We start from the raw sequence: 22,735 nt of genomic DNA, 5'->3' as shown, positions 1-22,735 counted from the left end.
GGCCGTGGGCGTCACGCGAGCAGGTCGTCGACCTGCGCCTCCCCCTCGCGGTACCGGCGGGCGATCTCCGCGCTGCAGTCGTCCGCCGTGCGCTGGAGCTTCTGCCGCCGCCGGGAGACCTGCTGCTCGTAGCGCACCAGCCGCCCCATCCCGGCGGTCAGCTCGGCGTCCGTGCGGGCGCCCAGGTCGGACAGCTCCACCTCGCCGAGCATCTCGGCGGCCAGCCGCCGGTACTCCTCGCCGTGCGGGGTGCCCAGCGTCACGTGCCGGGCGGAGGAACGCTGCCGGGCGGGCGCGTCCCGCAGGATCTCCGGCAGGCGCTCGACCACGGACGCCTCCGCCGGCGCGGCCACGGAGGCGGCACCGGCCGGCGCGCGCCGCGCCAGCTCGGCGCGCAGGATGTCGATGCGCCCCTGGAGCAGCCGCCGTACGTAACTGAGGTCCGCCTCGTCGCGCTGGGCCTCGCGGCGCAGGACGCGCAGCTCGGCCAGGCTCAGCCCGGTCAGGCCGGGCCCGGGCGTCGCCTCGGGCATGGGCGGGCTGTCCGTGCGCTGCGTGGGCGGCCGGTGGTACTCCAGGTCCCCGGCCCCCGCGTGGGCCCACGAGAGAGCCACAGGCTGCTGCCCGGTACTCGATGTGCTCATGTGTCTCAACCGTCCCCTCGACCGGCGTGTGGAAAGGCATCGTGCCACCCCGAGTAGCCCCCATGTGACCGAGTGACCCCGATAGGCCCCGGATGGGGGGTTAAGGCGCAATAAATCTGTCGGCCGGGGAACCCTTACCGGCTGCCCGCGGACCCCGCCGCGCCGCCCGGCATGATGGTCGTATGCGTGCGGTGGTGCAGAGGGTGGACGGCGCGAGCGTCGTCGTGGACGGCGAGACGGTGGGGGCGATCGAGGGCGAGGGGCTGTGCGTCCTCGTGGGGGTGACCCACGAGGACACCAAGGAGACGGCGGACCGGCTCGCCCGCAAGCTGTGGTCGCTGCGCGTGCTGCACGACGAGAGGTCGTGCAGCGACGTCGACGCCCCGCTGCTGGTGATCAGCCAGTTCACTCTTTACGGCGACGCCCGCAAGGGACGCCGCCCCACCTGGAACGCCGCCGCGCCGGGCGACGTCGCCGAGCCGCTCGTCGACGAGGTGGTCGCCCGGCTGCGCGCCCTGGGCGCGACGGTGGCGACGGGCCGGTTCGGCGCGCAGATGCGGGTGTCGCTGACCAACGACGGCCCGTTCACCGTCCTGCTGGAGGTCTGAGCCCCTACGGCTCGACGACGACCTCCTGGGCGGCGGCCGTGTCCCCGGCCACCAGCGGCGCGTCCACCGGCACGTTCCGCTTCACCAGGGCCAGGGCGACGGGCCCGAGCTCGTGGTGCCGCACGGACGTGGTGATGAAGCCGACCTTGCGGCCGTCGGGGCCGTCGTCGGCCAGCCGCAGCTCCGTGCCGGGCGGCGGCAGGTGGACCTCGCTGCCGTCCAGGTGCAGGAAGACCAGCCGGCGCGGCGGCTTGCCGAGGTTCTGGACGCGGGCGACGGTCTCCTGGCCGCGGTAGCAGCCCTTCTGCAGGTGCACCGCGCTGCCGATCCAGCCCAGCTCGTGCGGGATGGTGCGGTGGTCGGTCTCGAAGCCGAGCCGCGGGCGGTGCTGCTCGACGCGCAGCGCCTCGTAGGCGAGCAGCCCGGCGGGCGGGCCGGCCTGCCCGGCGTACGACTCCAGCCCGGCGCGCGGCAGGAACAGGTCGCGGCCGTACGGCGTCTCGCGGACCACGGCGCCCTCGGGGACCTCGGCGATGGAGCCGGCCGGCAGGTACACGACCGCGGTGTCGGCGGTGCGGTCGGCGACCTCGACCCGGTAGAAGAACTTCATCGACTCCAGGTACGCGAGCAGCGCCTCCTGGGTGCCGGGCTCGACGTGCGCCCAGACCGTCTCGCCGTCGTCGACGAGGTAGAGGGCGTGCTCGATGTGGCCGTTGGCGGACAGCACGAGCGCCTCGGTGGCCTGGTGCGGCGGCAGCTCGCTGACGTGCTGGGTGAGCAGCAGGTGCAGCCAGCCGAGCCGGTCCGCGCCGGAGACGGTGATCACGCCGCGGTGCGAGAGGTCGACGAAACCGGTGCCGTCGGCCAGGGCGCGCTGTTCGCGGAACAGGTCGCCGTAGTGGGCGGCGACGCCTTCGTCCACGCCCTCGGCGGGGACGGCGCCGGGCAGGGACAGCAGAGGGCTCTTCATGGTCCCAAGCCTACGACTCGGTAGTTGAACTCTTGCCGGTCGAGTCGGCCGCGCAGTCCCGGCACCGGCCGAAGATCGCGAAGTGCTTCATGTCGGTGTCGAAGCCGAACTGTTCGCGCAGCTTCGCGGTGAACTCGGCGGCCACCGACAGGTCGGCCTCGATGACGTTGGTGCAGTCGCGGCAGACCAGGTGGATGTGGTGGTGCCGGTCGGCGAGGTGGTAGGTGGGGGCGCCGTGCCCGAGGTGGGCGTGGCTGACCAGACCGAGCTCCTCCAGGAGCTCCAGGGTCCGGTACACCGTGGAGATGTTGACCCCCGACGCCGTCTTGCGCACTTCGCCCAGGATGTCGTCGGGGGTCGCGTGCTCCAGGGTGTCCACGGCTTCGAGCACGAGTTGCCGCTGCGGCGTCAGCCGGTAGCCGCGCTGCCTGAGGTCGCTCTTCCAGTCGGTGCTCACCACACCCACGAGTCTAGGACCACCGGGCCGGGACTACTTGAAGAAGGCGATCCCGTCGTCCGGGAGGTCGTCGGGCAGGGCCTTGGCCCAGCGCTCGACCTCCTCCGGGGTGACGACCTTCTTCAGGTGCGCCGACATGTAGGGGCGCAGCTCCACCTCGGGGGTCTGCTTCTCGCCGACCCACATCAGGTCGCTCTTGACGTAGCCGTACAGCCGCTTGCCGCCGGTGTAGGGCGGCGAGACCGCGGTGCGGGCCACGGCGTCGGTGACCAGGTCGATCTGGGGCTTCTTGTCGGCCATCTCGCCGTACCAGATCTCGACCACGCCGTCGTCGCGGGTCATCGTGACCTCGACCTTGCGCTCGGCGTCGATCCGCCAGAAGCCGTGCTCGGACTCCAGCGGCCGCACCTTGTTGCCGTCGTGGTCCAGCACCCAGGTGTGGGAGTGGTACTCCAGGAAGTCCCGGCCGTCGTGCGTGAAGGTGACCTCCTGCCCGAAGTTGCACTTCTCCGCACCGGGGAAGTCGTGCACGCCCGCGCCCGCCCAGTTGCCGAGCAGGAAGGCGAGGGGGACCAGGTCCTTGTGGAGGTCGGACGGGATCTCGATCATGAGCAGCAGTTCCTAGGAAGGGGTCAGCGCTGGCCCTGGTACAGCTTCTTCACGGTCAGTCCGGCGAAGGCGAGGACGCCGACGCAGACCAGGACCAGCAGGATTTCGAAGAAGAGTTCCACGGGATGCTCCTCGGTGGGCGCGGGGTGTGCGGTGACAGGGCCGGGCCCCAGCTTACGCGGCCGGGGCCCGGCGTTCCCGGTGAGGTGGGTCAGCGCAGCAGCTGGCTCTGCAGGGTCACCGTCTGCTGGAAGGGCACGGGCTCCGCGGCGCCCTCGCGGGACTGGATCACCATCGCCAGGACGTCGCCGGCGGCGACGTAGGCCTGGCGGACCTGCTCGGCCCCGTACGGCTTCGGCTCGGCGTACGGGACGCGCAGCACGTCGTCGACCTGGGCCTCCTGCGGGAAGCGCTCGTCGGCCTCCAGCGTCCCGGCCCCGCGCGCCGGGAACCGGGGCATGTCGTAGGGGGCCAGGTAGCCCCCGCCCACGGCGTCCACGACGGCCGCCGTGTCGAACTGGAGCAGGTAGATCCGCGTGTGCGTGCCGTCCCGCGTGGTCCAGCCGCGGGCGGCGATGTGCCGCAGGCCGTGGTCGGTCAGCCGCTGCCCGACCTCCGTACGGTCCTCCTGGCGCGCGAACTCCGCCAGGAAGCCCTTCACCGGCAGCCAGCCGTCCGCCCCGCGCAGCGCCGGGTCCTCCTTCGCCCCCTCGGGCGCGGGCAGCAGGAGGGCGCGCAGGTCGGCGTGGTGCGTGCCGGCCCGGTTCTCCTCGGCGAACGGGCCCGGGCTGCCGGACGGCAGCGGCGGCCCGACCAGCGCCGGATACGCCCAGCGGCCGTCCGGCTCGGTCGCGAGACCGGGCAGGTCGGTCCGCTCCGCGCGCGTGATGCCGTACGCGGTGGACGCGCCGACCGCCGCGAACACGGCGACGGCGGCCGTCCACCGCAGGACCGCCCGCAGGACCCGGCGGTCCCCGGCCGGGCGGGGCGGGGCGGCGGCCGGTGCGGCGGGGGGTGCGTCCGCGGCGGGAGTCACTGCGGCGGGAGGCGCGTCCTCGGCGGGAGCCGCCGGGTCGTGCGGCTGCTCGGTCATACGGCCTTCCCCGGCTCGGATATACGGTCGAGCTGCTCGCCGAAGAGCGTCGCGGCCCTCTTGGTGTCCAGCGGCTTCGCCCCGTCCGTCACGGCGGTGACCAGGACGTTCCCGACGGAGGCGGAGCAGAGCATGCTGTCCAGGTCCTCGTCGGCGTCCTTCGGCGGCAGGAAGCAGCGGGCGTTCTCGTGGCCCTCGATCCTCGGGCCGTCGCGCAGGACGTCCAGGGCGTCGAGGAACTCGGCGTGGAACCGGGTGGCCTCGCGCACGGCCGTCCGGTTCTCCATCCGGGCGAGCTCGACGCGCAGGGTGAAGGCGTTGTGGGTGGCGGACCAGCCCAGGTCGGTGGTGCTGGTGTAGCTGCGCATCGCCAGGCCCGTGATGCGCTGCCGGTCGATCGCCTTCTCCAGCCGCTTGCGCTGGGTGCGCGGCAGCCCGCTCAGGGCCTCCTTGCGCAGGGCCGTGGCCTGCGTGCCGCTGAGCACGGCGTCGGCGCCGTGGGCACCGAGGTCCGGACCGCGGCCCCAGTCCGTGCCGTAGGGCACGAGCATGCCGGCGAGCCCGGAGGCGGGCGTCGTGCGCGCGTCCCCGCCCCTGCCCTCGGCGTCGTCCCCGGTCCTGTCCTTCGGGTACTCCCAGACGGGCGCTCCCGCGTCCCGGTCGGCGCCCCGCACGGTCACCACGGTGTACCCGGTCCCGCCGACGACGGCGAGGCCGAGCAGCGCGGACGCGGCGACGGCGGCGACCCGCCCCCGCCGCCCGGCCGTCCGCCCACCGCCCCCGGGCTCGCCCGGGATGCCCGGGGTCCGCCCGGCCGGGGCCTGTCCCGGGGTCACCCCGGCCGCCTCCGCGGCCACCGGCCCACCCGGGACCACCGGGGCCCGCTCGGCCGCAGGCCCACCCGAAGCCGCCGACGCCCGCTCGGCCACGGATTCACCTGAAGCCACCGACGCTTGCTCGGCCACGGACTCACCCGAAACCGTCGGCTCCGCCCCGGCCACCGCCCCGCCCAGCGCCACCGGCCGGTCCGTAGCCACCGGCCGGTCCGTAGCCACCGGCTCGGGTGCGGTCGGCGGTCCGTCCGGAGTCGCCGACCGCACCGCCCCCTCCCGCTTCTCGCTCACAGCCGCTCCATCTGTCGCTCGGCCAGGTCCGTGATCTTCGCCTGCGGGATCGGCTTGGTGTCCGAGATCCAGATCTCCATGGCGATGTCGCCGCGCCAGGCGTGTGCCTCGGCGATGTACACCGGCAGGTAGCCGGGCTCGGTGTCGGGCCGGGAGTGCACGTACGCCATGCCGTCGCCGGTGCCGGGCACGGCCCTGCCCTCGCCGTCGGTCTTCTGCTCGGCCCAGTAGCGGCTGTTCTCCGCGGAGCCGGACGCGGCGAGGCTCTCCTCCTGCCGGAACTGGATCAGGCGGATCTCGACCTGGTGGGTGCCGCCGACCCGCCAGCCGGTGACGGCCGCGCGCCGGAACTCGTCGCCGATGAGGTCGCCGAACTTGTTGTCCGGCCGGTCGTACACGGCGGCGTAGCCGGCCAGGTCCAGCCAGCCGTCGTCGCCCGTGAAGTAGTCGGCGTCCCTGGCTCCGGCCGGCTTCTTCAGCAGCAGCTCGCGCAGGTCGCCGTCGGTCTTCACGCGCCGGTCCCGCGCGGCGGCGAGCGGCTCGGCCGGCTCGCCCTCCACCCGCACCGGCACCGGCTGCGACAGCGAGGGCAGCTTCGTCGGCGCGCGGCCGGCCTGGACGAGGTAGCCGGCGCAGGTGCCGGCCACCAGCCCCAGCGCGGCGGCCGCGCCGATCAGCGCCGCGGTGCGCCCGCGCCGCCGGCTCCGGGCCGGCGGCCCGTCACCGGTCCGCGCCGAACCGGGCGATCCCGGCGCATCCGGGGCGTCGGCCCCTTCTCCGGGTCGTTCCAAGACGTCCCCCCACAGAAGATGAAGCGCGCATTCCGTATGCGCGCGCACAGGAGACCCCCGGCGAAGACCCACGGTTGCAGGACGGTTGATTACGATTCGGCCATGGCGAAGAAGCTCGTGATCAAGGTGACCGCCGGGGCCGACGCCCCCGAGCGCTGCTCGCAGGCGTTCACGGTGGCGGCGGTGGCCGTGGCCAGCGGTGTGGACGTCTCCCTGTGGCTGACCGGGGAGTCCTCCTGGTTCGCGCTGCCCGGCCGGGCCGCCGAGTTCGAGCTGCCGCACGCCGCGCCGCTGCCGGACCTGATCGAGTCGATCCTGGCGGGCGGGCGCATCACGCTGTGCACCCAGTGCGCGGCCCGCCGCGAGATCACCGAGCAGGACGTCCTGGAGGGCGTACGGATCGCGGGGGCGCAGGTCTTCGTGCAGGAGGCGCTGGGGGACGGGACGCAGGCGCTCGTCTACTGAGACGTCGGCGGGCACGGGCCCGCGCGGAACGCGGGACGCGCCGGCTCAGCGCGGGCGCTTCCTGCCGTCGAGCTCGTCCCACCACTCGTCGGACGTCGGATCCCCGGAGGGGTCGTCCCACCACCGGTCGTCGGGCCCCCGGCGGTTCGCGACCATCGCGGCGACGGGCGGGATGACCATGGCGACCACGCACATCCCGACGGCGACCGGCACCGACCACAGGCGTACGACGCCCCAGGCCAGGACGAACAGGCCCAGGCACGTGCCCATCAGGGCGAAGTACACGTGACGCCGCCGTGCGTACATGTCTCCAGCGTAGGCCGACCGGGCGCCGGAGCACGCCGGGGAGCACGCCGAAGGGCCGCACCCCGGGCGTCCGGCCCGAGAGGTGCGGCCCTGTGGCCACGCTGCCGTCAGACGGCGATCGCGACCTCCGCGAGGCCGCCCTGCTGGGCGACGACCGTGCGGTCGGCGGTGGCGCCGGGCACGAGGGCGCGGACGGTCCAGGTGCCCTCGGCCGCGTAGAAGCGGAACTGTCCGGTCGCCGAGGTCGGCACCTCGGCGGTGAACTCGCCGGTCGAGTCCAGCAGACGGACGTAGCCCGTCACCGGCTCGCCGTCGCGGGTCACCTGGCCCTGGATGGTGGTCTCACCGGGCTTGATCGTCGAGGCGTCGGGGCCGCCGGCCTTCGCACCGCACATGTCGTACTCCTGTAGAGGTCTGGGGAGGTCGGTCGGGTGGGGTTACTTGCCGGTGCCGAGCTCGATCGGCACGCCGACGAGGGAGCCGTACTCGGTCCAGGAGCCGTCGTAGTTCTTGACGTTCTCCACGCCGAGCAGCTCGTGCAGGACGAACCAGGTCAGCGCGGAGCGCTCACCGATGCGGCAGTACGCGATGGTGTCCTTGGCCAGGTCGACGTTCTCCTCCTCGTAGAGCTTCTTCAGCTCCTCGTCGGACTTGAACGTGCCGTCGTCGTTGGCGTTCTTCGACCACGGGATGTTGCGGGCGCTCGGCACGTGGCCCGGGCGCTGCGACTGCTCCTGCGGCAGGTGGGCCGGGGCGAGCAGCTTGCCGGAGAACTCGTCGGGGGACCGGACGTCGACCAGGTTCTGCGCGCCGATCGCGGCGACGACGTCGTCGCGGAAGGCACGGATGGAGGTGTCCTGCGGCTTGGCCTTGTACTCGGTCCTCGGGCGCTCGGGCACCTCGTCGCCGGCGACGAGCTCGCGGGCGTCCAGCTCCCACTTCTTGCGGCCGCCGTCGAGGAGGCGGACGTTCTCGTGGCCGTAGAGCTTGAAGTACCAGTAGGCGTAGGACGCGAACCAGTTGTTGTTGCCGCCGTAGAGGACCACCGTGTGGTCGTTGGCGATGCCCTTCTCCGACAGGAGCTTCTCGAAGCCCTCCTGGTCGACGAAGTCACGGCGCACCGGGTCCTGGAGGTCCTTGGTCCAGTCGATGCGGACGGCGTTCTTGATGTGGTTCTTGTCGTACGCCGAGGTGTCCTCGTCGACCTCGACGATGACGATGTTCGGGTCGTCCAGGTGCTCCTGGAGCCAGTCGGCGTCGACCAGGACGTCGCTGCGGCTCATGTCTTTCTCCTCCGGGGCAGTTGCGGCGGGGCGTGCGAACGAGAGGCGTGCGCGCTCGTGCGGAGACGGCGCACGGATGCCCTGGGAACAGGGCTGCGGTGGACGCGGGCGCCGGCGACCGGCCGGTGCTTCCGCTCAGAAGGTGCGACAGAGCATGGCGGCAACGCGGCACAGGTCCACTGCCCGCCGCTTCGTGAGATCCGCCTGTCGCTTCATGCCGTCGATCGTAGGGACGGACAGGCGGGCGTGTCACCGGCATGTCGCATGCTGAGACGCGATCGTCCGGACTGCGAGACCACCGAGGCGCCGAGGGCTCCGGGGACCTGCACCCGGAGGGACGCGCCGCGCCCGCATCTGCGCTACGGACACCGTCGTCTCACGCTACGGACACGGCCGGCCCGGCCCGGACGCGGGCCCGCCGCCCTCCCTACCCGGCCAGCCGGACGTCGGAACCCTTCACGGTGATCTCGACGCCGTTCTCGGCGGCCCGGACCCTGTCCAGCCGGATGCCGCCGGGCAGTCCCTCGATCGCCTGCTCGAAGTCGGTGATCGCCCGCACCCGGCCCTCGGCGAGGTCGGTCCCCCCGAAGCTGGGCAGGGAGTCGGCGTCCACCCGGACGGTGTCGCCCTCGACCTTGACGGAGCTGAGCACCGAGACCGGCTCCGGCAGCTCGGTGCCGAGCACGGTCGCCTCGACCGTGACCTTGATCTTGCCGTTGCCGCCGTCGGAGAGACCGACGACCTTGGCGGTGACGCCCGGGGCGACCTGGGTGGGCTCGGCCTTGGCGGTCCGCAGCAGTTCGTCGTAGGAGATCGTCGCGGTGCCGGTGGCGGTGGCGGCGGTGGCCGAGCTGTAGTCGCCGGAGAACGCGACGCCCTTCATGTCGGCGCGCAGGTCGTCGACGCGGATCCTCTGTCCGCCGTCGCCCGTGGTGGCCTCGTAGGTGTCGATCCCGATCCGGACGTCGTCGAGCGTCCCGGAGGCGACCTGGGTGAGGAACGGGAAGCCCTCGATGGTCACGTCGGGGGTGGCGGAGAGGTTCTCGGTCGCCTTCAGCCGGTCCGCGGCCTCGCCCTCGGCGAAATTGACGGCGACGCGGTCGGCGATCACGAAGAGACCGCCCAGGACCACGGCGATGATCAGCAGTATTCGCAGTGCGCGCATGCGGCATTCCCCTACCCGGGCGGTCGACGACGGTTCCCGAGCGTAACCCTGCGGGGGGCTCGGGCCAGGGATTTGTCGATCAGCTGTGACAGGAGGGGCGGGGGTGGCCGCGGGCCGGGGACGACCGCCCCGGGCGCCGTCCCGGCCCCGCGGCCGGGACGCCCCGGCACCCGTCCCCGCCGCGCGGGCGCCGTGCCGCGGGCCCGTGCGCTAGGCGACCACGCGCCCCAGGACGTACACCGCCGGGGCGGCCGCGGCCAGGGGGAGGGCGACGCCCGCCGTGAAGTGGACGAAGCGGGACGGGTAGTCGTAGCTCGCGACCCGGTGGCCGATCAGGGCGCAGACCGCCGCGCCCGCGCCGAGCAGCGCGCCCGGCGTGCCCAGACCCGTGGCCGCGCCGGCCGCCGCCCCCGCCCCGGCCCCCGCGAGCAGCGCCACGGCCACCGACAGCGGCGTCGGAAGCGGCAGCGCGCGCGCCACGACGGCCGCCGCGACCGCCGCGGCCCCCACGGTCACCGCGTCCGTCCCGGCCGCGAGGTACCCGCCCGCGACGATGGCCAGCGCCGCCGCGGCGACGGTCGCCATCAGGCCGTACATCCGCTCGTCGGGGTCGGCGTGCGAGCGCAGTTGCAGGACGAGGGACAGCAGCACCCACACCCCGAGCGTGCCGAGGATCGCCGCCGGGGCCCGCCCGGACACCAGCAGGGCCGCGTCCGCGACCAGCGCGCCGGCGAAGCCCAGGGCGATGCCCTGCCGCGCCGGCCACATGCCGTTCAGCCGGAACCAGCCCGCGGCGGTCAGCCCCTGGAGGGCGATCAGCGGCACGAGGAGCGCGTACGTGCCGAGCGTCGCCGTGCCCGCGAGCAGCAGCCCCAGCAGCGCCGTCAGCACGGCCGGCTGCATCCCGGGCTCGATGATCGGCGAGCGCCCCTCCGCGCGGGCCCGCTGCGCGTCGGTGACGCGCGCGTTGCCGGCGAGCGTGGCGGGACCGTAGCCGGTGCCGACGGCACCGCCCGCGGCAGCAGGGGGCGCGGACGCCGCGGCGCCCGCGCCGGCCGGCGCCGCCCCGGGCCCCACCGGCGGCAGGTACGCCGTCTCGGCGGCGGAGGCCGTCACCGGCGGCAGGTAGGCCGTCTCGGCCGCGGAGGCCGCCGGCGGCATCGGCCCGGGAACCGGCGGCTGCGTCTGCGTCTCCCAGGTCTGGCCCTGCCACTGCTGGGTGTACTGCTGCGCGGCGTGCGGGTCCTCGTGTCCCTGCTGCCCGGGCCACGCGGCCTGCTGCGCCTGCCACTGCGCGTACGCCGGGGCCTGGGCGTGCTGGGCGTGCGCCTCGCCCTGGTCCGGCTCCTGCCACGCCTGGGGCGGGTAGCCGCCGTAGGGGTCGTACCCCTCGTGGGAACCGCCGTTGCCGTACGACTGGTCGGTCATCGCTCATCCTCCTGCGAACGGCGGGAGCACCTCGACCGTGCCGCCGTCGGCCAGCCGTACCGTTTCATGCGCGCGGGTGCCCACGGGGTCACCGTCGACGAGGAACGAGCATCGCCGCAGCACGCGCGCGAGTTCGCCGGGGTGTCGCCCGCGCACCGCGTCGAGCGCCTCGGCGAGCGTGACCGCCTCGTACGGCTCCTCGGCCACTCCGGCCGCGGCCTTGGCGGCGGCCCAGTAGCGCACCGTGACCTTTGGCATCTGCTTCCTTAGTCGTGGGATCACTGGACGGTGGACACCGCCAGGCTAGCCCGCCCGCGCCACCGCCCAGTCCCCGATCCGGCGCAGCAGGTCCTCGCCCGCCGCGTGCTCGGCGTGGCCCATGCCGTGCTCCAGCCAGAACTCGCCGTGGTCGCCGGCGGCCGCGGCGAGCGTACGGGGGTGGTCGAGGGGGAAGTAGCCGTCCCGGTCGCCGTGCACGATCAGCAGCGGGGCCGGCGCGATGCGCGGGACCGCCTCGACCGGGGAGAGCGGGACCGGGTCCCACGTGCGGTGGTGGATCCGGGTGCGGAACCCGTAGCGGCCGACCAGGCGGCCCTCGGGCCGGGTCACCATCCAGTGCAGCCGCCGCATGGGCGCCGTCCCCCGGTAGAACCAGCGGGCCGGGGCGCTGACGGACACCACCGCGTCCGGGGCGGGCCGCCGGTGCAGCGCCGCGTGCCGCAGCACCACCGAGCCGCCCATGGAGAAGCCGACGGTGACCACCCGCGGGTGCCCGAGTCCGCGCGCCCAGGCGACGGCGGCGGCCAGGTCGAGCACCTCGCGGTCGCCCACCGTGGAGTGCCCGCCGGACAGGCCGTGGCCCCGGAAGGAGAACGTCACCACGGCCCCGTACCGGGCGAGGGTCCCCGCGATCCGCCGCACGTGCGGCCGGTGCGCGTCGCCGGTGAACCCGTGCGCGACGACGAACACCAGGTCACGTGAGGGTGAACCGGGGGCGTCGTATACGACCGCGGGCGGGTCGTATACGGAATCGATCCGCACGCCGTCCGACGTGCGCAGAAACGTCCGCAAAGGTGCCCTTCCGCTCGTCTCGCGATCCGGACGAACGGTGGATCGTGCCCCATGACCTGCCGAACCCGCGCTCATGTCGGCTATTCTCCTGGGCAGAGGACTCGGGCAGCGTAGCCCCCGGGTCCTTTTGTGCTTTCGGGAGCGTTGTATACGACGCGGGAGACCGCAGGTGTACGGGCCGTCGATGGCATGCAGCAGTGCCGTAAACGTCCTCGCAGGGACCGAGGAGGAACCAGACGTTATGGGCGAGCGAACCGTGCACGAACGCAGGACGACCCGGGCAGGTGGGGCGCGATGAGTTCCTTGCTGCTCCTGACCAACGCCCTCCAGCCGTCGACGGAGGTGCTCCCCGCCCTCGGCCTGCTGCTGCACAACGTGCGCGTGGCGCCCGCGGAGGGACCGGCCCTGGTGGACACCCCGGGGGCCGACGTCATCCTCGTCGACGGGCGGCGCGACCTCCCGCAGGTGCGCAGCCTGTGCCAGCTGCTGCGCTCCACGGGACCGGGCTGCCCCCTGGTCCTCGTGGTGACGGAGGGCGGTCTCGCCGCCGTCACCGCGGACTGGGGCATCGACGACGTCCTGCTCGACACGGCCGGCCCGGCGGAGGTGGAGGCGCGGCTGCGCCTGGCCATGGGCCGCCAGCAGATCGTCAACGACGACTCCCCGATGGAGATCCGCAACGGCGACCTGTCGGTGGACGAGGCGACGTACAGCGCCAAGCTCAAGGGCCGGGTCCTGGACCTGACCTTCAAGGAGTTCGAGCTCCTGAAGTACCTCGCCCAGCACCCCGGCCGGGTCTTCACCCGCGCCCAGCTCCTCCAGGAGGTCTGGGGCTACGACTACTTCGGCGGCACCCGGACGGTCGACGTCCACGTGCGGCGGCTGCGCGCCAAGCTCGGCCCCGAGCACGAGTCGCTGATCGGAACCGTCCGCAATGTGGGATACCGCTTCGTGACGCCCGAGAAGGTCGACCGCGCGGCGGAGGAGGCCAAGGCCAAGGCGGCCGCGGCGAAACCGGACGATGCGGACGACTCGGCCGCCCTGGACGCCGCCGAGGTCCGGGCCCGGGCGTAGCCGGGGCCCGCGGGGGCAGGGAAGGTTCCGTACGCCCTGCCCAGAGCGGGTATATCCGCGTAGACTCCGCGCGTGGCCAAGGTGACTCGGGATGACGTGGCACGGCTGGCGGGTACGTCCACCGCCGTCGTCAGCTACGTCATCAACAACGGACCCCGGCCGGTCGCCCCGGCCACGCGCGAGCGTGTCCTCGCCGCGATCAAGGAGCTGGGGTACCGGCCCGACCGGGTCGCCCAGGCGATGGCCTCGCGGCGCACGGACCTGATAGGCCTGATCATCCCGGACGCCCGCCAGCCCTTCTTCGGCGAGATGGCGCACGCGGTCGAGCAGGCCGCCTCCGAGCGCGGGAAGATGGTCCTGGTCGGCAACACCGACTACATCGGCGAGCGCGAGGTCCACTACCTGCGGGCCTTCCTCGGCATGCGCGTCTCGGGGCTCATCCTCGTCAGCCACGCGCTCAACGACCTCGCCGCCGCCGAGATCGAGGCCTGGGACGCCCGGGTCGTGCTGCTGCACGAGCGGCCCGAGGCGTTCGACGACGTCGCCGTCGTCACCGACGACCTCGGCGGCGCCCAGCTCGCCGTCCGCCACCTGCTGGAGCACGGCTACCCGTACGTCGCCTGCATGGGCGGCACGGCCGAGACCCCGGCCGTCGGCGACCCGGTCTCCGACCACGTCGAGGGCTGGCGCCGCGCGATGCAGGAGGCCGGGCTCCCCACCGAGGGCCGCCTCTTCGAGGCCCCGTACAACCGCTACGACGCCTACCGGGTCGCCCTCGGCCTCCTGTCCGGGCCGGACCGGCCGCCCGCGGTCTTCTGCTCCACCGACGACCAGGCGATCGGCCTGCTGCGCGCGGCGCGCGAACTGCGCATCGACGTGCCCGGCGAGCTCGGCGTCGCCGGCTTCGACGACATCAAGGAGGCGGCGCTCGCCGACCCGCCCCTGACCACGGTCGCCTCCGACCGCTCGGCGATGGCCCGCTCGGCCGTCGACCTCCTCCTCGACGACGGGCTGCGGGTGGCCGGGGCGCGGCGCGAGCGGCTGAAGGTGTTCCCCTCGCGGCTGGTGGTCCGGCAGTCCTGCGGCTGCGCGTAGCCCCCGCTCCGGGGACGGCCCCGGGGCGGCCTTATATCGGGCATACACGGTTCTGCCGGGCTTCTCAGGAGGGACTCAGAGGGCTCTCATGATCGGGCGCGACGCTCGGAGCCATGACCGACAGCTTCCGCACCAGTGGCGCGTACCCGTACCCCGAGGGTGACGGCCGGCAGGCTCCCCCCTCCTCCCCCGTGCACCCCGAGTGGCCGCCCCCGCCGGCCCAGCCGCCGACCGCGCTGCTCGCCGAGCCGGTGGCGCGGACGCCGGAGAAGCGGCGCAGGGGGCCCGCGGCCCTGCTCGCCGCCGTGGCGATCGTCGCCGCGGCCGTGGGCGGCGGCACCGCGTACGGCTTCCAGGAGCTGGCCGGCGACGGCACCACGGCCGCGGCCGTCTCCACCGGCACCAGCGTGGTCCCCTCCAGCCAGAAGGGCACGGTCGCCGGGGTCGCCCAGGCGGTCAGCCCGAGCATCGTCGAGATCGGTGCCACCTCCAACGCCGGGTCCTCCACCGGCTCCGGCGTGATCATCACCGGTGACGGCGAGATCGTCACCAACAACCACGTCGTCTCCGGCGCCTCGCGGATCGAGGTGACGACCAGCGACGGCACCGCCTACACCGCCGAGGTCGTCGGCACCGACAGCGCGAAGGACCTCGCGCTGATCAAGCTGAAGGACGCCTCCGGGCTGAAGGCGGCGACCCTCGGCGACTCCGACGGCGTGCGGGTCGGCGACGAGGTCGTGGCGATCGGCTCCCCCGAGGGGCTGACCGGCACCGTCACCAGCGGCATCGTCTCCGCGCTCGACCGCGACGTGACCGTGTCGACGGACGAGGGACAGCAGCAGCAACAGCAGCAGCAGGGCGGCGGCTGGCCGTTCGAGTTCGGCGGGCAGCAGTTCAACGGCGACACCGGCTCGGAGACGACCACGTACAAGGCGATCCAGACGGACGCCTCCCTCAACCCGGGCAACTCCGGCGGCGCGCTGATCGACATGAACGGCCGGATCATCGGCATCAACTCCGCGATGTACTCCGCCGCCGGCGCCTCCTCCTCCGACGCCGGCAGCGTCGGCCTCGGCTTCGCCATCCCGATCGACACCGTCAAGGCCGACCTCGCCAAGCTGCGGGCCGGCTCCACCGGCTGATCCGCGCCCCGCCCCCCGCCGGACGTGCGACGCTGAGAGCCGGACGACACGCCGGGAAGCGGGCCGGGAAGGCCGGCCCGTGTCCCCCCGCACACGAGGAAACCCACGCCCATGAGCCCCGCAGACGGCGACCGTGAACCCCAGCGCATCCTGATCGTCGACGACGAGCCGGCGGTGCGCGAAGCCCTCCAGCGCAGCCTCGCCTTCGAGGGGTACGCCACCGAGGTCGCCGTCGACGGCGCGGACGCCCTGGAGAAGGCGGCGGCCTACCGGCCCGACCTGATCGTCCTCGACATCCAGATGCCCCGCATGGACGGCCTGACCGCCGCCCGCCGGATCCGCGGCGCGGGCGACACCCTGCCGATCCTGATGCTGACCGCCCGGGACACGGTCGGCGACCGGGTGACCGGCCTGGACGCGGGCGCCGACGACTACCTGGTCAAGCCGTTCGAGCTGGACGAGCTGTTCGCCCGGATCCGCGCCCTGCTGCGCCGCAGCTCGTACGCGGCGGCCGTGGGCGCGGGCACGGCCGAGGACAGCGACGTCCTCGCCTTCGCCGACCTGCGCATGGACCTGGCGACCCGCGAGGTCTCGCGGGGCGGGCGGCCCGTGGAGCTGACCCGTACGGAGTTCACCCTGCTGGAGATGTTCATGGCGCACCCGCGCCAGGTGCTGACCCGCGAGCAGATCCTCAAGGCGGTGTGGGGCTTCGACTTCGAGCCGTCCTCGAACTCCCTGGACGTGTACGTGATGTACCTGCGCCGCAAGACCGAGGCGGGCGGCGAGCCGCGGCTGGTGCACACGGTGCGCGGGGTCGGCTACGTGCTGCGGCAGGGCGGCGCGGAGTGAACAAGGTGCTGCGCAGGGTCCGGTCGCTGCCGATCCGGTCGCGGCTGGCGCTGCTGGTGGCGGCGGCGGTGGCGTTCGCGGTGGCGGCGGTGTCGGTGACGTGCTGGTTCATCGTGCAGGGGAAGCTGTACGACCAGGTGGAGGAGGACCTGCGGCAGGCGCTGCGCATGCCGGGGCTGGAGGCCCAGGCCGAGGCCGCGGTCAACGAGTGCACCCGGCAGGGCAGCGGCAACGCTCCCCGCAACGCCTACTACGAAGTGGTCACCGCGGACGGCGAGGTGTGCGTCCTGCCCTACTCCAAGGGCGTGGTCAAGGTCGCCAAGGGCGACAGGAACCTGATCGGCCGTGACGAGAGCTTCTTCCGCGACGGCACCGACGCGGACGGCCGCGACGTACGCGTCCTGGTCCTCACCGGTCTGACCATCGCCGACCGGGTCCAGGGGACCACGTCCGACGCCGCCCTGCTCGTCGCCCTCCCCCTGGACAACACCAAGGCCACCCTCAACGACCTGGCCCTCGTCCTCCTGCTGGTCTCCGGTGTCGGCGTGCTCGGGGCCGGGGCCGCCGGGCTCGCCGTCGCCCGGGCCGGGCTGCGGCCCGTCGACAGGCTCACCGAGGCCGTGGAGCACGTGGCGCACACCGAGGACCTGGGCATCCGCATCCCCGTGGACGACGACAGCGAGGACGAGGTCGCCCGCCTCTCCCGCTCGTTCAACTCCATGACCGCCGCGCTGGCCAGCTCCCGCGACCTCCAGCAGCAGCTCATCGCGGACGCCGGACACGAACTCCGCACGCCCCTGACCTCGCTGCGGACCAACATCGAACTGCTCACCCGCAGCGAGGAGACCGGCCGCCCCCTGCCGGAGGCGGACCGCAAGGCGCTGCTGGCCTCGGTCAAGGCGCAGATGACCGAACTGGCCGCCCTCATCGGCGACCTGCAGGAGCTGTCGCGCCCGGAGACGGACCAGCACGCGGGCCGGACCCGGATCGTGGCCTGGCAGGACGTCGTGGAGTCGGCCCTGCGCCGCGCCCGGCTGCGCGGCCCGGAGCTGACCATCACCGCCGACGTGCGGCCCTGGTACGTCCGGGCGGAGCCGTCCGCGCTGGAGCGGGCGGTGGTCAACGTCCTGGACAACGCGGTGAAGTTCAGCCCGGACGGCGGCGGGATCGAGGTGGCGCTCGCCGACGGCGTCCTGACCGTCCGCGACCACGGCCCCGGCATCCCCGCCGACGAACTCCCGCACGTCTTCGACCGTTTCTGGCGCTCGCCGGGTGCCCGCGCCCTGCCCGGCTCGGGCCTGGGCCTGTCGATCGTGGCGCGGACCGTCCAGCAGGCCGGCGGCACGGTGTCCCTCGGCGCGGCCGAGGGCGGCGGCACCATCGCCACGATCCGCCTGCCGGGCGCGCCGACGCCGCCGCCGGACGTGCCGTAGCGGCGCACCGGATCGGCGGACGGCAGCAACCTTTCCGCGCGGGGCGGCGACCCACCGTCGACCACTCCCCCGCACGGAACGGATGTGCCCCATGAGTGAGCCCCGCAGCAAGGCCCGGCACCGCAGGAGCAGCAAAGTCCTGGCGTACGGCATCCCGCTGGCCCTGACGGCCGCCGGCGCCGTGGCGTACGGCACGGACCTGGGTGTCCTGGGCTCCGGCGCGCAGCGGGCGTCCGCCGCGACCGCCGCCGCCCCGGCCTGGGCGACCGCCGCCGCCGACGGCTTCGCCTCGGTGCACGCCCTCGGCCAGAACGGCACGTACGGCGGCCGGGACGGCCAGGTCGTGACCGTGCGGACGCAGGCGGAACTGGAGAAGTACGCCACCGCCGCCGAGCCGTACGTCATCGTCGTGGCCGGGACGATCACCATGAGCCCGGCCGGCAAGGAGATCAAGGTCGCCTCCGACAAGACGATCGTCGGGTCCGGGACCGCCGGGCACATCGTCGGCGGCGGCTTCTTCCTCGGCCAGGGCGTCCACAACGTGATCATCCGGAACCTGACCATCCGGGACGCGTACCAGGGCGTGTGGAACGACAAGGAGCACGACTTCGACGCGGTCCAGATGGACGGCGCCCACCACGTGTGGATCGACCACAACGACCTCAGGCACATGGCCGACGGGCTGATCGACGTCCGCAAGGACAGCACGTACGTGACCGTGTCCTGGAACAAGCTGAGCCAGAACAACAAGACGTTCGGCATCGGCTGGACCGAGAACGTCACGACCGACATCACGATCCACCACAACTGGTTCCGCGAGACCGAGCAGCGCAACCCGTCCACGGACAACGCCGCCCACGCGCACCTGTACAACAACTTCCTGGAGGACGTCCCGAACACGGACATCGGCTCCTCGTACGGCAACTACGCGCGCGGGAAGACCGCGATGGTGCTGGAGAACAGCTACTTCCAGGGTGTGAAGAACCCGGTCGTCAAGGACGCCGCCGCGCAGCTGGTGCAGCGCGGCAACGTCTTCTCGGGCACGTCCGGGCGCAACGAGAGCGGCGGGACCGCCTTCGACCCGAAGACGTACTACGCCTACAGCCTGGACAAGGCCGCCGACGTGCCGGCGCTGCTCAGGTCGGGGGCGGGCCCGCGCTCCTCGATCGGCACGACGGCGACCGCGGCCGCGACCCCGCGGGCCGCCGCGGCGACGACCCTCACCGTCGCCAAGGACGGCAGCGGGCAGTACACGACCGTGCAGGCGGCGGTGAACGCGGTGCCCGCGAACAACGCCTCCCGGGTCGTCATCGCCGTGAAGCCGGGCACGTACCGCGAGACCGTGAAGGTGCCCTCCAACAAGCCGCACGTCACCCTCCAGGGCACGGGCGGCAGCCGCAAGGACACGGTGATCGTCCACGGCAACGCGGCCGGGACGCCGAAGCCGGACGGGTCGGGCACGTACGGCACCTCGGGCAGCGCGACGGTCGCCGTCGAGGCGGACGACTTCCAGGCCCGCAACCTGACGATCTCCAACGACTTCGACGAGAAGGCCAACCAGTCCCTCTCCGGCCACCAGGCCGTCGCCCTGCGCACCGCCGCCGACAAGGTGTTCCTGGACGGCGTCATCGTCACCGGCGACCAGGACACGCTGCTGCTGGACACCGCCGCCAAGGACCGGCTGGGCCGGGTGTACGTCGCCAACTCCTACGTCACCGGCAACGTGGACTTCGTCTTCGGCCGTGCGACGGCCGTGCTCGACAAGTCCGTCCTCACCCTCAAGAAGCGCTGGGACGGCACCTCCGGCGGTTACGTCACCGCCCCCAGCACGCCCGCCGGCCGCAAGGGCATCCTCATCGCCAACTCGGCGGTCACCGGCGACGTCGCCGACCGCAGCTTCCACCTGGGCCGCCCCTGGCACGCCGGCGGCGACGCGAGCCTGGACCCGCAGACGACGGTCCGCAACACCACCCTGAGCGCCGCGATCCGCACCGCGCCCTGGACCGACATGAGCGGCTTCTCCTGGAAGGACGACCGCTTCGCCGAGTACCGCAACACGGGCCCCGGCGCGGGCGCCGCGAGCGCCGACCGCCCCCACCTGACCGACGCGCAGGCGGCGGACCAGGAGATCGCGGACTGGCTGGGGGGCTGGACGCCCACCGCGTCCTGAGCCGTCCGCTCCCGGGCGGACGCGGCGGGGGACGACGCGCGGCGGACCGAGGTCAAGGGAGGCGTACGGGAGCGTCAAGGGCGGATCAACGCCCGCTCATGAGTTCGCCGCGCACGGCCATGATTGGGTAACGCGAACACCTGACGCAGTCCTCGGACATACGTTCCTGTCCGTGAACTCCGACAGATCCGTCGGCCACGGGCCGACCACACCCGCGGGCCGCCGCTCCACCGGCCCCGCTCCGGCCCGCCGCGCCCTGCTGCGCGCCGGGCTGACCGGGGCCGCCGCCGTGGGGGCGGGCGTCTCCCTCGGGGCCGTCCCGGCCTCGGCGGCCCCCGCACCGGCCGGCGCCGGCCGCACCCGTCCCCGGCCCGCCACGCCCGGGGAGGCCCTGCGGGAGCTGGCCGCGGGCAACCGGCGCTGGCGCACCTACCGGGAGCAGCACCCGGACGAATCACCCGCGGTGCGGCAGAGCCTGACGACGGGTCAGCACCCCTTCGCCGTCGTCCTCGGCTGCGTCGACTCCCGGGTGCCTCCGGAGCTCGTCTTCGACCAGGGCCTCGGCGACCTGCTGACCGTGCGGTCCGCCGGCGAGGTGCTGGACGAGGCCGTGCTCGGCAGCATCGCGTACGGGGTGCTGGAACTCGGCATCCCGCTGGTGATGGTGCTCGGGCACCAGTCGTGCGGTGCCGTGCGCGCCGCCGTGGCGGCCGACGAGTCGGGCGAGCACCTGCCCGCGCACATCCAGTACCTGGCCGACCAGATAGCCCCGGCCATCGACCGGAGCGTGACGGGCGACGCCCGCGTCGACGCCACCATCGACGCCAACGTACGGGCCGTCCGCGCCCGGCTGGCCGCCGAGCCCGATCTCGCCGCGCAGGTGGCGGCCGGGCGGCTGGCCGTCGTCGGCGCCCGCTACGAACTGACCAGCCAGCGCGTCCACCGCGTCACCTGACAGCCGCGGGCACGGGGCGGCGGCTCACCCGCACCCGACCGGCGCCTCCCCGCCCGGTCCGCCGCCCCGCTGCCCGCGGTCCGGCCCCTGCCCTCGGTCCGGCCCCTGCCCGCGCGGGGTCAGCGCGCCGTCACGCCCCCGGCCGGCACGGCCGGCGGAGCCCCGGGCGCCGGTCCCGCCAGCGCCGCGTACAGCCCGCCCCGGCCGAGCAGTTCCGCGTGGGTGCCCCGCTCCACCACACGGCCGTCGGCCACCACCAGGACGCGGTCCGCCTCCGCCGCCAGGCCCAGGTCGTGGGTGACGAGCAGGGTCGTCCGGCCGGCCGCCAGGCGCCGCAGGGGCTGGAGCACCTGGCGGGCCGCGACCGAGTCGAGGCCGGCCGTGGGCTCGTCCAGGACCAGCACGGGGGTGTCGCGGAGCATCGCGCGGGCCAGCGCGATCCGCTTGAGCTGGCCGCCGGAGAGGGCGGCCGTGCCGGGGGCGATCACCGTGTCGTACCCCTCCGGCAGCGCGGTGACGAAGGCGTGGACGGCCGCCGCCCGGGCCGCCCGTTCGATCTCCTCCCCGGTCGCGTCCGGCCGGCCCGCGGCGATGTTCTCGCGGATCGTGCCGCTCAGGATCAGCGTCTCCTGCGGCAGCAGGGTCACGTGCTCGCGCAGGAACTCCAGGGGGACGTCCGGCAGCGGGACGCCGTCCAGGCTGACGGTGCCCGCGCAGGGGTCGTAGAAGCGGGTGAGGAGGCCGGCCAGCGTGGACTTGCCGGCGCCGCTCGGGCCGGTGACGAGGACGAGTTCGCCGGGGGCGGCGGTGAACGTCACGTCCCGGACCGACGGCCGGTGCGCGTCGGGGTGCCGGAAGGTCACGCCGTGGAAGCCGACGTGTCCCCGCACCGGCCAGGCGGGAACCGGGTCGGCCGGGTCGGTGACGGCGGGGCGGGCGTCCAGGATCTCGCCGAGGCGGCGGGCCCCGGCGGTGGTCGCGGTGAGGGTGAGGCCCAACTGGCCGAGGCTGCGGACGGGCGGGTAGAGGTAACCGGCGAAGGCGGCGAAGGCCAGCAGCTGACCGAGCGTCATCCGGCCCGCGGAGATCTCCCAGACGCCCAGGCCGATCACCGCGAGCACGCACACCGTCTCGACGACCTCGACCAGTTGCTCGTACATCTCGCTCAGCCGCGCCCCGCGCACCGACGCCCGCATCCAGGCGCGGGCCTCGCGCTCCAGGCGCGCCTCCTCGGCGCGGCGGCGGTTGTAGGCCTGGGTCAGGACGACGGCGCCGAGGGACTCCTCGACGACCGAGGTGATCGCGCCGTCGGCGACGCGTTCGTCCTGGGACGCGGTCCGGATGCGGCCCGCGAAGCGGCGGGCGGCGAGCAGGAAGAGGGGTGCGAGGACGAAGGTGACCAGGGCCAGGTCCCAGCGCAGGTACAGGGCCGCCCCCGCGTAGAAGACGGCCGAGAAGGCGGCGGAGACGGTGCCCACCACCCCGGACACCACCATCTGCTCGATGGCCTCCACGTCACCGGTCAGCCGCTCGACGAGGTCGCCCCGCCGGTGCCGGCGGAAGAAGTGCGGCGGCAGGTCCTGGACGTGCCGGAAGACGCCCGCGCGCAGCCGCAGGACGAATCTCTCCGCGGTCCAGGTGGCGAGCGAGTTGCCGAGGCAGCCGACGAGCGCGCCGAGGACGGCGACGCCCAGCCAGGCCCCGGCCGGGCCCCAGAAGGCGGCGAGCGAACCGGCCCGCAGGGCGTGGTCGGTGAGTTCCGCGAACAGCAGGACGGCGGCGGTCTCGGCGAGCGCGGCCACCACCACGCAGGCCACGATCACCCCCAGCCAGGCGCGGTCGCCGCGCGTCAGCGGCCAGAACCGCCGGTACGCCTCGCGGACCGCCCGGACCTCCGTCATGGTGGGCTCCCTAAGAATGTGAGGCGGTCCGGGAGGACCGGGTGTGGCTGATGGTGGTCTGCCGTTTGTGGCTCGGAAGGAATGGCCGCCCGGTCCTCCGGG

Annotated in this window: 25 protein-coding genes; 9 read left to right on the top strand and 16 right to left on the bottom strand. The window is 73.9% G+C overall.

The genetic code is table 11. The features are described from left to right. Positions 1 to 11: 11 nt before the first annotated feature. The gene (locus ACIF8T_RS12310; RefSeq protein WP_400033986.1) at positions 12 to 644 is read right to left on the bottom strand and encodes an aerial mycelium formation protein; all 633 of its coding nucleotides are present in this window, start codon (positions 642 to 644) and stop codon (positions 12 to 14) included. Between the two features lie 182 nt (positions 645 to 826). On the opposite strand from ACIF8T_RS12310, the gene dtd reads away from it, so the two are divergent. Beyond that, a complete protein-coding gene (gene dtd, locus ACIF8T_RS12305) occupies positions 827 to 1,252 on the top strand; it encodes a D-aminoacyl-tRNA deacylase (protein ID WP_400033984.1) in 426 nt (141 codons plus the stop codon). A 4-nt stretch (positions 1,253 to 1,256) separates the two neighbouring features. On the opposite strand, the gene ACIF8T_RS12300 is transcribed toward dtd, so the two are convergent. From ACIF8T_RS12300 to ACIF8T_RS12275, 6 genes are all read right to left on the bottom strand, one after another. Then, positions 1,257 to 2,222: a YgfZ/GcvT domain-containing protein gene (locus ACIF8T_RS12300; protein ID WP_400033982.1), complete on the bottom strand. Its 966-nt coding sequence runs from the start codon at positions 2,220 to 2,222 to the stop codon at positions 1,257 to 1,259. 10 nt (positions 2,223 to 2,232) lie between these two features. After that, positions 2,233 to 2,682, bottom strand: coding sequence for a Fur family transcriptional regulator (locus ACIF8T_RS12295; RefSeq protein ID WP_400033980.1), 450 nt, complete (start codon positions 2,680 to 2,682; stop codon positions 2,233 to 2,235). A gap of 30 nt (positions 2,683 to 2,712) precedes the next feature. After that, positions 2,713 to 3,288 carry an FABP family protein gene (locus tag ACIF8T_RS12290; RefSeq protein WP_400033978.1) on the bottom strand — a complete coding sequence of 192 codons (576 nt, stop codon included), beginning with the start codon at positions 3,286 to 3,288 and terminating at the stop codon, positions 2,713 to 2,715. Between the two features lie 211 nt (positions 3,289 to 3,499). Beyond that, positions 3,500 to 4,381, bottom strand: a complete 882-nt coding sequence (locus ACIF8T_RS12285; RefSeq protein ID WP_400033976.1) for a hypothetical protein — start codon at positions 4,379 to 4,381, stop codon at positions 3,500 to 3,502. Beyond that, on the bottom strand, positions 4,378 to 5,217 hold the full coding sequence (locus tag ACIF8T_RS12280) for a hypothetical protein (RefSeq protein WP_400033974.1): 840 nt from the start codon (positions 5,215 to 5,217) through the stop codon (positions 4,378 to 4,380). Before ACIF8T_RS12280 ends, ACIF8T_RS12285 begins: the two co-directional genes overlap by 4 nt. Positions 5,218 to 5,501: 284 nt before the next feature. Beyond that, positions 5,502 to 6,296 (bottom strand): hypothetical protein, encoded by a 795-nt coding sequence (locus ACIF8T_RS12275; RefSeq protein WP_400033972.1) that lies wholly within the window; start codon positions 6,294 to 6,296, stop codon positions 5,502 to 5,504. A gap of 102 nt (positions 6,297 to 6,398) precedes the next feature. Between ACIF8T_RS12275 and ACIF8T_RS12270 the strand changes: the two genes are divergently transcribed. Next, on the top strand, positions 6,399 to 6,761 hold the full coding sequence (locus ACIF8T_RS12270) for a DsrE family protein (protein WP_400033970.1): 363 nt from the start codon (positions 6,399 to 6,401) through the stop codon (positions 6,759 to 6,761). Positions 6,762 to 6,806: 45 nt separating this feature from the next. On the opposite strand, the gene ACIF8T_RS12265 is transcribed toward ACIF8T_RS12270, so the two are convergent. The 8 genes from ACIF8T_RS12265 to ACIF8T_RS12230 form a co-directional block, all read right to left on the bottom strand. Then, a complete protein-coding gene (locus tag ACIF8T_RS12265; RefSeq protein WP_400033968.1) occupies positions 6,807 to 7,067 on the bottom strand; it encodes a DUF3099 domain-containing protein in 261 nt (86 codons plus the stop codon). Positions 7,068 to 7,174: 107 nt separating this feature from the next. Then, complete coding sequence (locus ACIF8T_RS12260) at positions 7,175 to 7,462, bottom strand: DUF1416 domain-containing protein (protein ID WP_010351646.1); 288 nt, start codon at positions 7,460 to 7,462, stop codon at positions 7,175 to 7,177. Between the two features lie 42 nt (positions 7,463 to 7,504). Then, on the bottom strand, positions 7,505 to 8,350 hold the full coding sequence (locus ACIF8T_RS12255; protein WP_400033966.1) for a sulfurtransferase: 846 nt from the start codon (positions 8,348 to 8,350) through the stop codon (positions 7,505 to 7,507). A gap of 135 nt (positions 8,351 to 8,485) precedes the next feature. Next, positions 8,486 to 8,566 (bottom strand): putative leader peptide, encoded by an 81-nt coding sequence (locus ACIF8T_RS12250; RefSeq protein ID WP_350310325.1) that lies wholly within the window; start codon positions 8,564 to 8,566, stop codon positions 8,486 to 8,488. Positions 8,567 to 8,777: 211 nt separating this feature from the next. Then, entirely contained in the window at positions 8,778 to 9,515 is a 738-nt protein-coding gene (locus tag ACIF8T_RS12245) for a DUF2993 domain-containing protein (RefSeq protein WP_400033965.1), read from the bottom strand. A gap of 210 nt (positions 9,516 to 9,725) precedes the next feature. Further along, the gene (locus ACIF8T_RS12240) at positions 9,726 to 10,943 is read right to left on the bottom strand and encodes a hypothetical protein (protein WP_400033963.1); all 1,218 of its coding nucleotides are present in this window, start codon (positions 10,941 to 10,943) and stop codon (positions 9,726 to 9,728) included. Positions 10,944 to 10,946: 3 nt separating this feature from the next. Then, a complete protein-coding gene (locus ACIF8T_RS12235; protein ID WP_400033961.1) occupies positions 10,947 to 11,201 on the bottom strand; it encodes a MoaD/ThiS family protein in 255 nt (84 codons plus the stop codon). Positions 11,202 to 11,246: 45 nt separating this feature from the next. Next, a complete protein-coding gene (locus ACIF8T_RS12230) occupies positions 11,247 to 12,089 on the bottom strand; it encodes an alpha/beta hydrolase (RefSeq protein WP_400033959.1) in 843 nt (280 codons plus the stop codon). A 219-nt stretch (positions 12,090 to 12,308) separates the two neighbouring features. Here ACIF8T_RS12230 and ACIF8T_RS12225 point away from each other — a divergent pair, with 219 nt between their 5' ends. The 7 genes from ACIF8T_RS12225 to ACIF8T_RS12195 all read left to right on the top strand — a co-directional run bounded on the left by ACIF8T_RS12225 (position 12,309) and on the right by ACIF8T_RS12195 (position 20,732). Next, positions 12,309 to 13,088: a response regulator transcription factor gene (locus tag ACIF8T_RS12225; RefSeq protein WP_400033957.1), complete on the top strand. Its 780-nt coding sequence runs from the start codon at positions 12,309 to 12,311 to the stop codon at positions 13,086 to 13,088. Between the two features lie 72 nt (positions 13,089 to 13,160). Next, on the top strand, positions 13,161 to 14,183 hold the full coding sequence (locus tag ACIF8T_RS12220) for a LacI family DNA-binding transcriptional regulator (RefSeq protein ID WP_400033955.1): 1,023 nt from the start codon (positions 13,161 to 13,163) through the stop codon (positions 14,181 to 14,183). A 113-nt stretch (positions 14,184 to 14,296) separates the two neighbouring features. Further along, positions 14,297 to 15,325: a S1C family serine protease gene (locus ACIF8T_RS12215; RefSeq protein ID WP_400033954.1), complete on the top strand. Its 1,029-nt coding sequence runs from the start codon at positions 14,297 to 14,299 to the stop codon at positions 15,323 to 15,325. A 111-nt stretch (positions 15,326 to 15,436) separates the two neighbouring features. After that, positions 15,437 to 16,174: a response regulator transcription factor gene (locus tag ACIF8T_RS12210; RefSeq protein WP_400033953.1), complete on the top strand. Its 738-nt coding sequence runs from the start codon at positions 15,437 to 15,439 to the stop codon at positions 16,172 to 16,174. Further along, on the top strand, positions 16,171 to 17,607 hold the full coding sequence (locus tag ACIF8T_RS12205; RefSeq protein ID WP_400033952.1) for a sensor histidine kinase: 1,437 nt from the start codon (positions 16,171 to 16,173) through the stop codon (positions 17,605 to 17,607). Before ACIF8T_RS12210 ends, ACIF8T_RS12205 begins: the two co-directional genes overlap by 4 nt. A 91-nt stretch (positions 17,608 to 17,698) precedes the next feature. After that, the gene (locus ACIF8T_RS12200) at positions 17,699 to 19,777 is read left to right on the top strand and encodes a pectinesterase family protein (protein ID WP_400033950.1); all 2,079 of its coding nucleotides are present in this window, start codon (positions 17,699 to 17,701) and stop codon (positions 19,775 to 19,777) included. Positions 19,778 to 19,949: 172 nt separating this feature from the next. Beyond that, complete coding sequence (locus ACIF8T_RS12195; protein ID WP_400033948.1) at positions 19,950 to 20,732, top strand: carbonic anhydrase; 783 nt, start codon at positions 19,950 to 19,952, stop codon at positions 20,730 to 20,732. A 119-nt stretch (positions 20,733 to 20,851) separates the two neighbouring features. Here the strand turns inward: ACIF8T_RS12195 and ACIF8T_RS12190 are convergent, their stop codons facing one another. After that, entirely contained in the window at positions 20,852 to 22,633 is a 1,782-nt protein-coding gene (locus ACIF8T_RS12190) for an ABC transporter ATP-binding protein (protein ID WP_400033946.1), read from the bottom strand. Positions 22,634 to 22,735: the final 102 nt, after the last annotated feature.

The sequence above is a fragment of the Streptomyces sp. NPDC085946 genome, assembly GCF_044540485.1.
Classification (GTDB): domain Bacteria; phylum Actinomycetota; class Actinomycetes; order Streptomycetales; family Streptomycetaceae; genus Streptomyces.
This window is presented reverse-complemented; position numbering and strand designations above follow the sequence as displayed.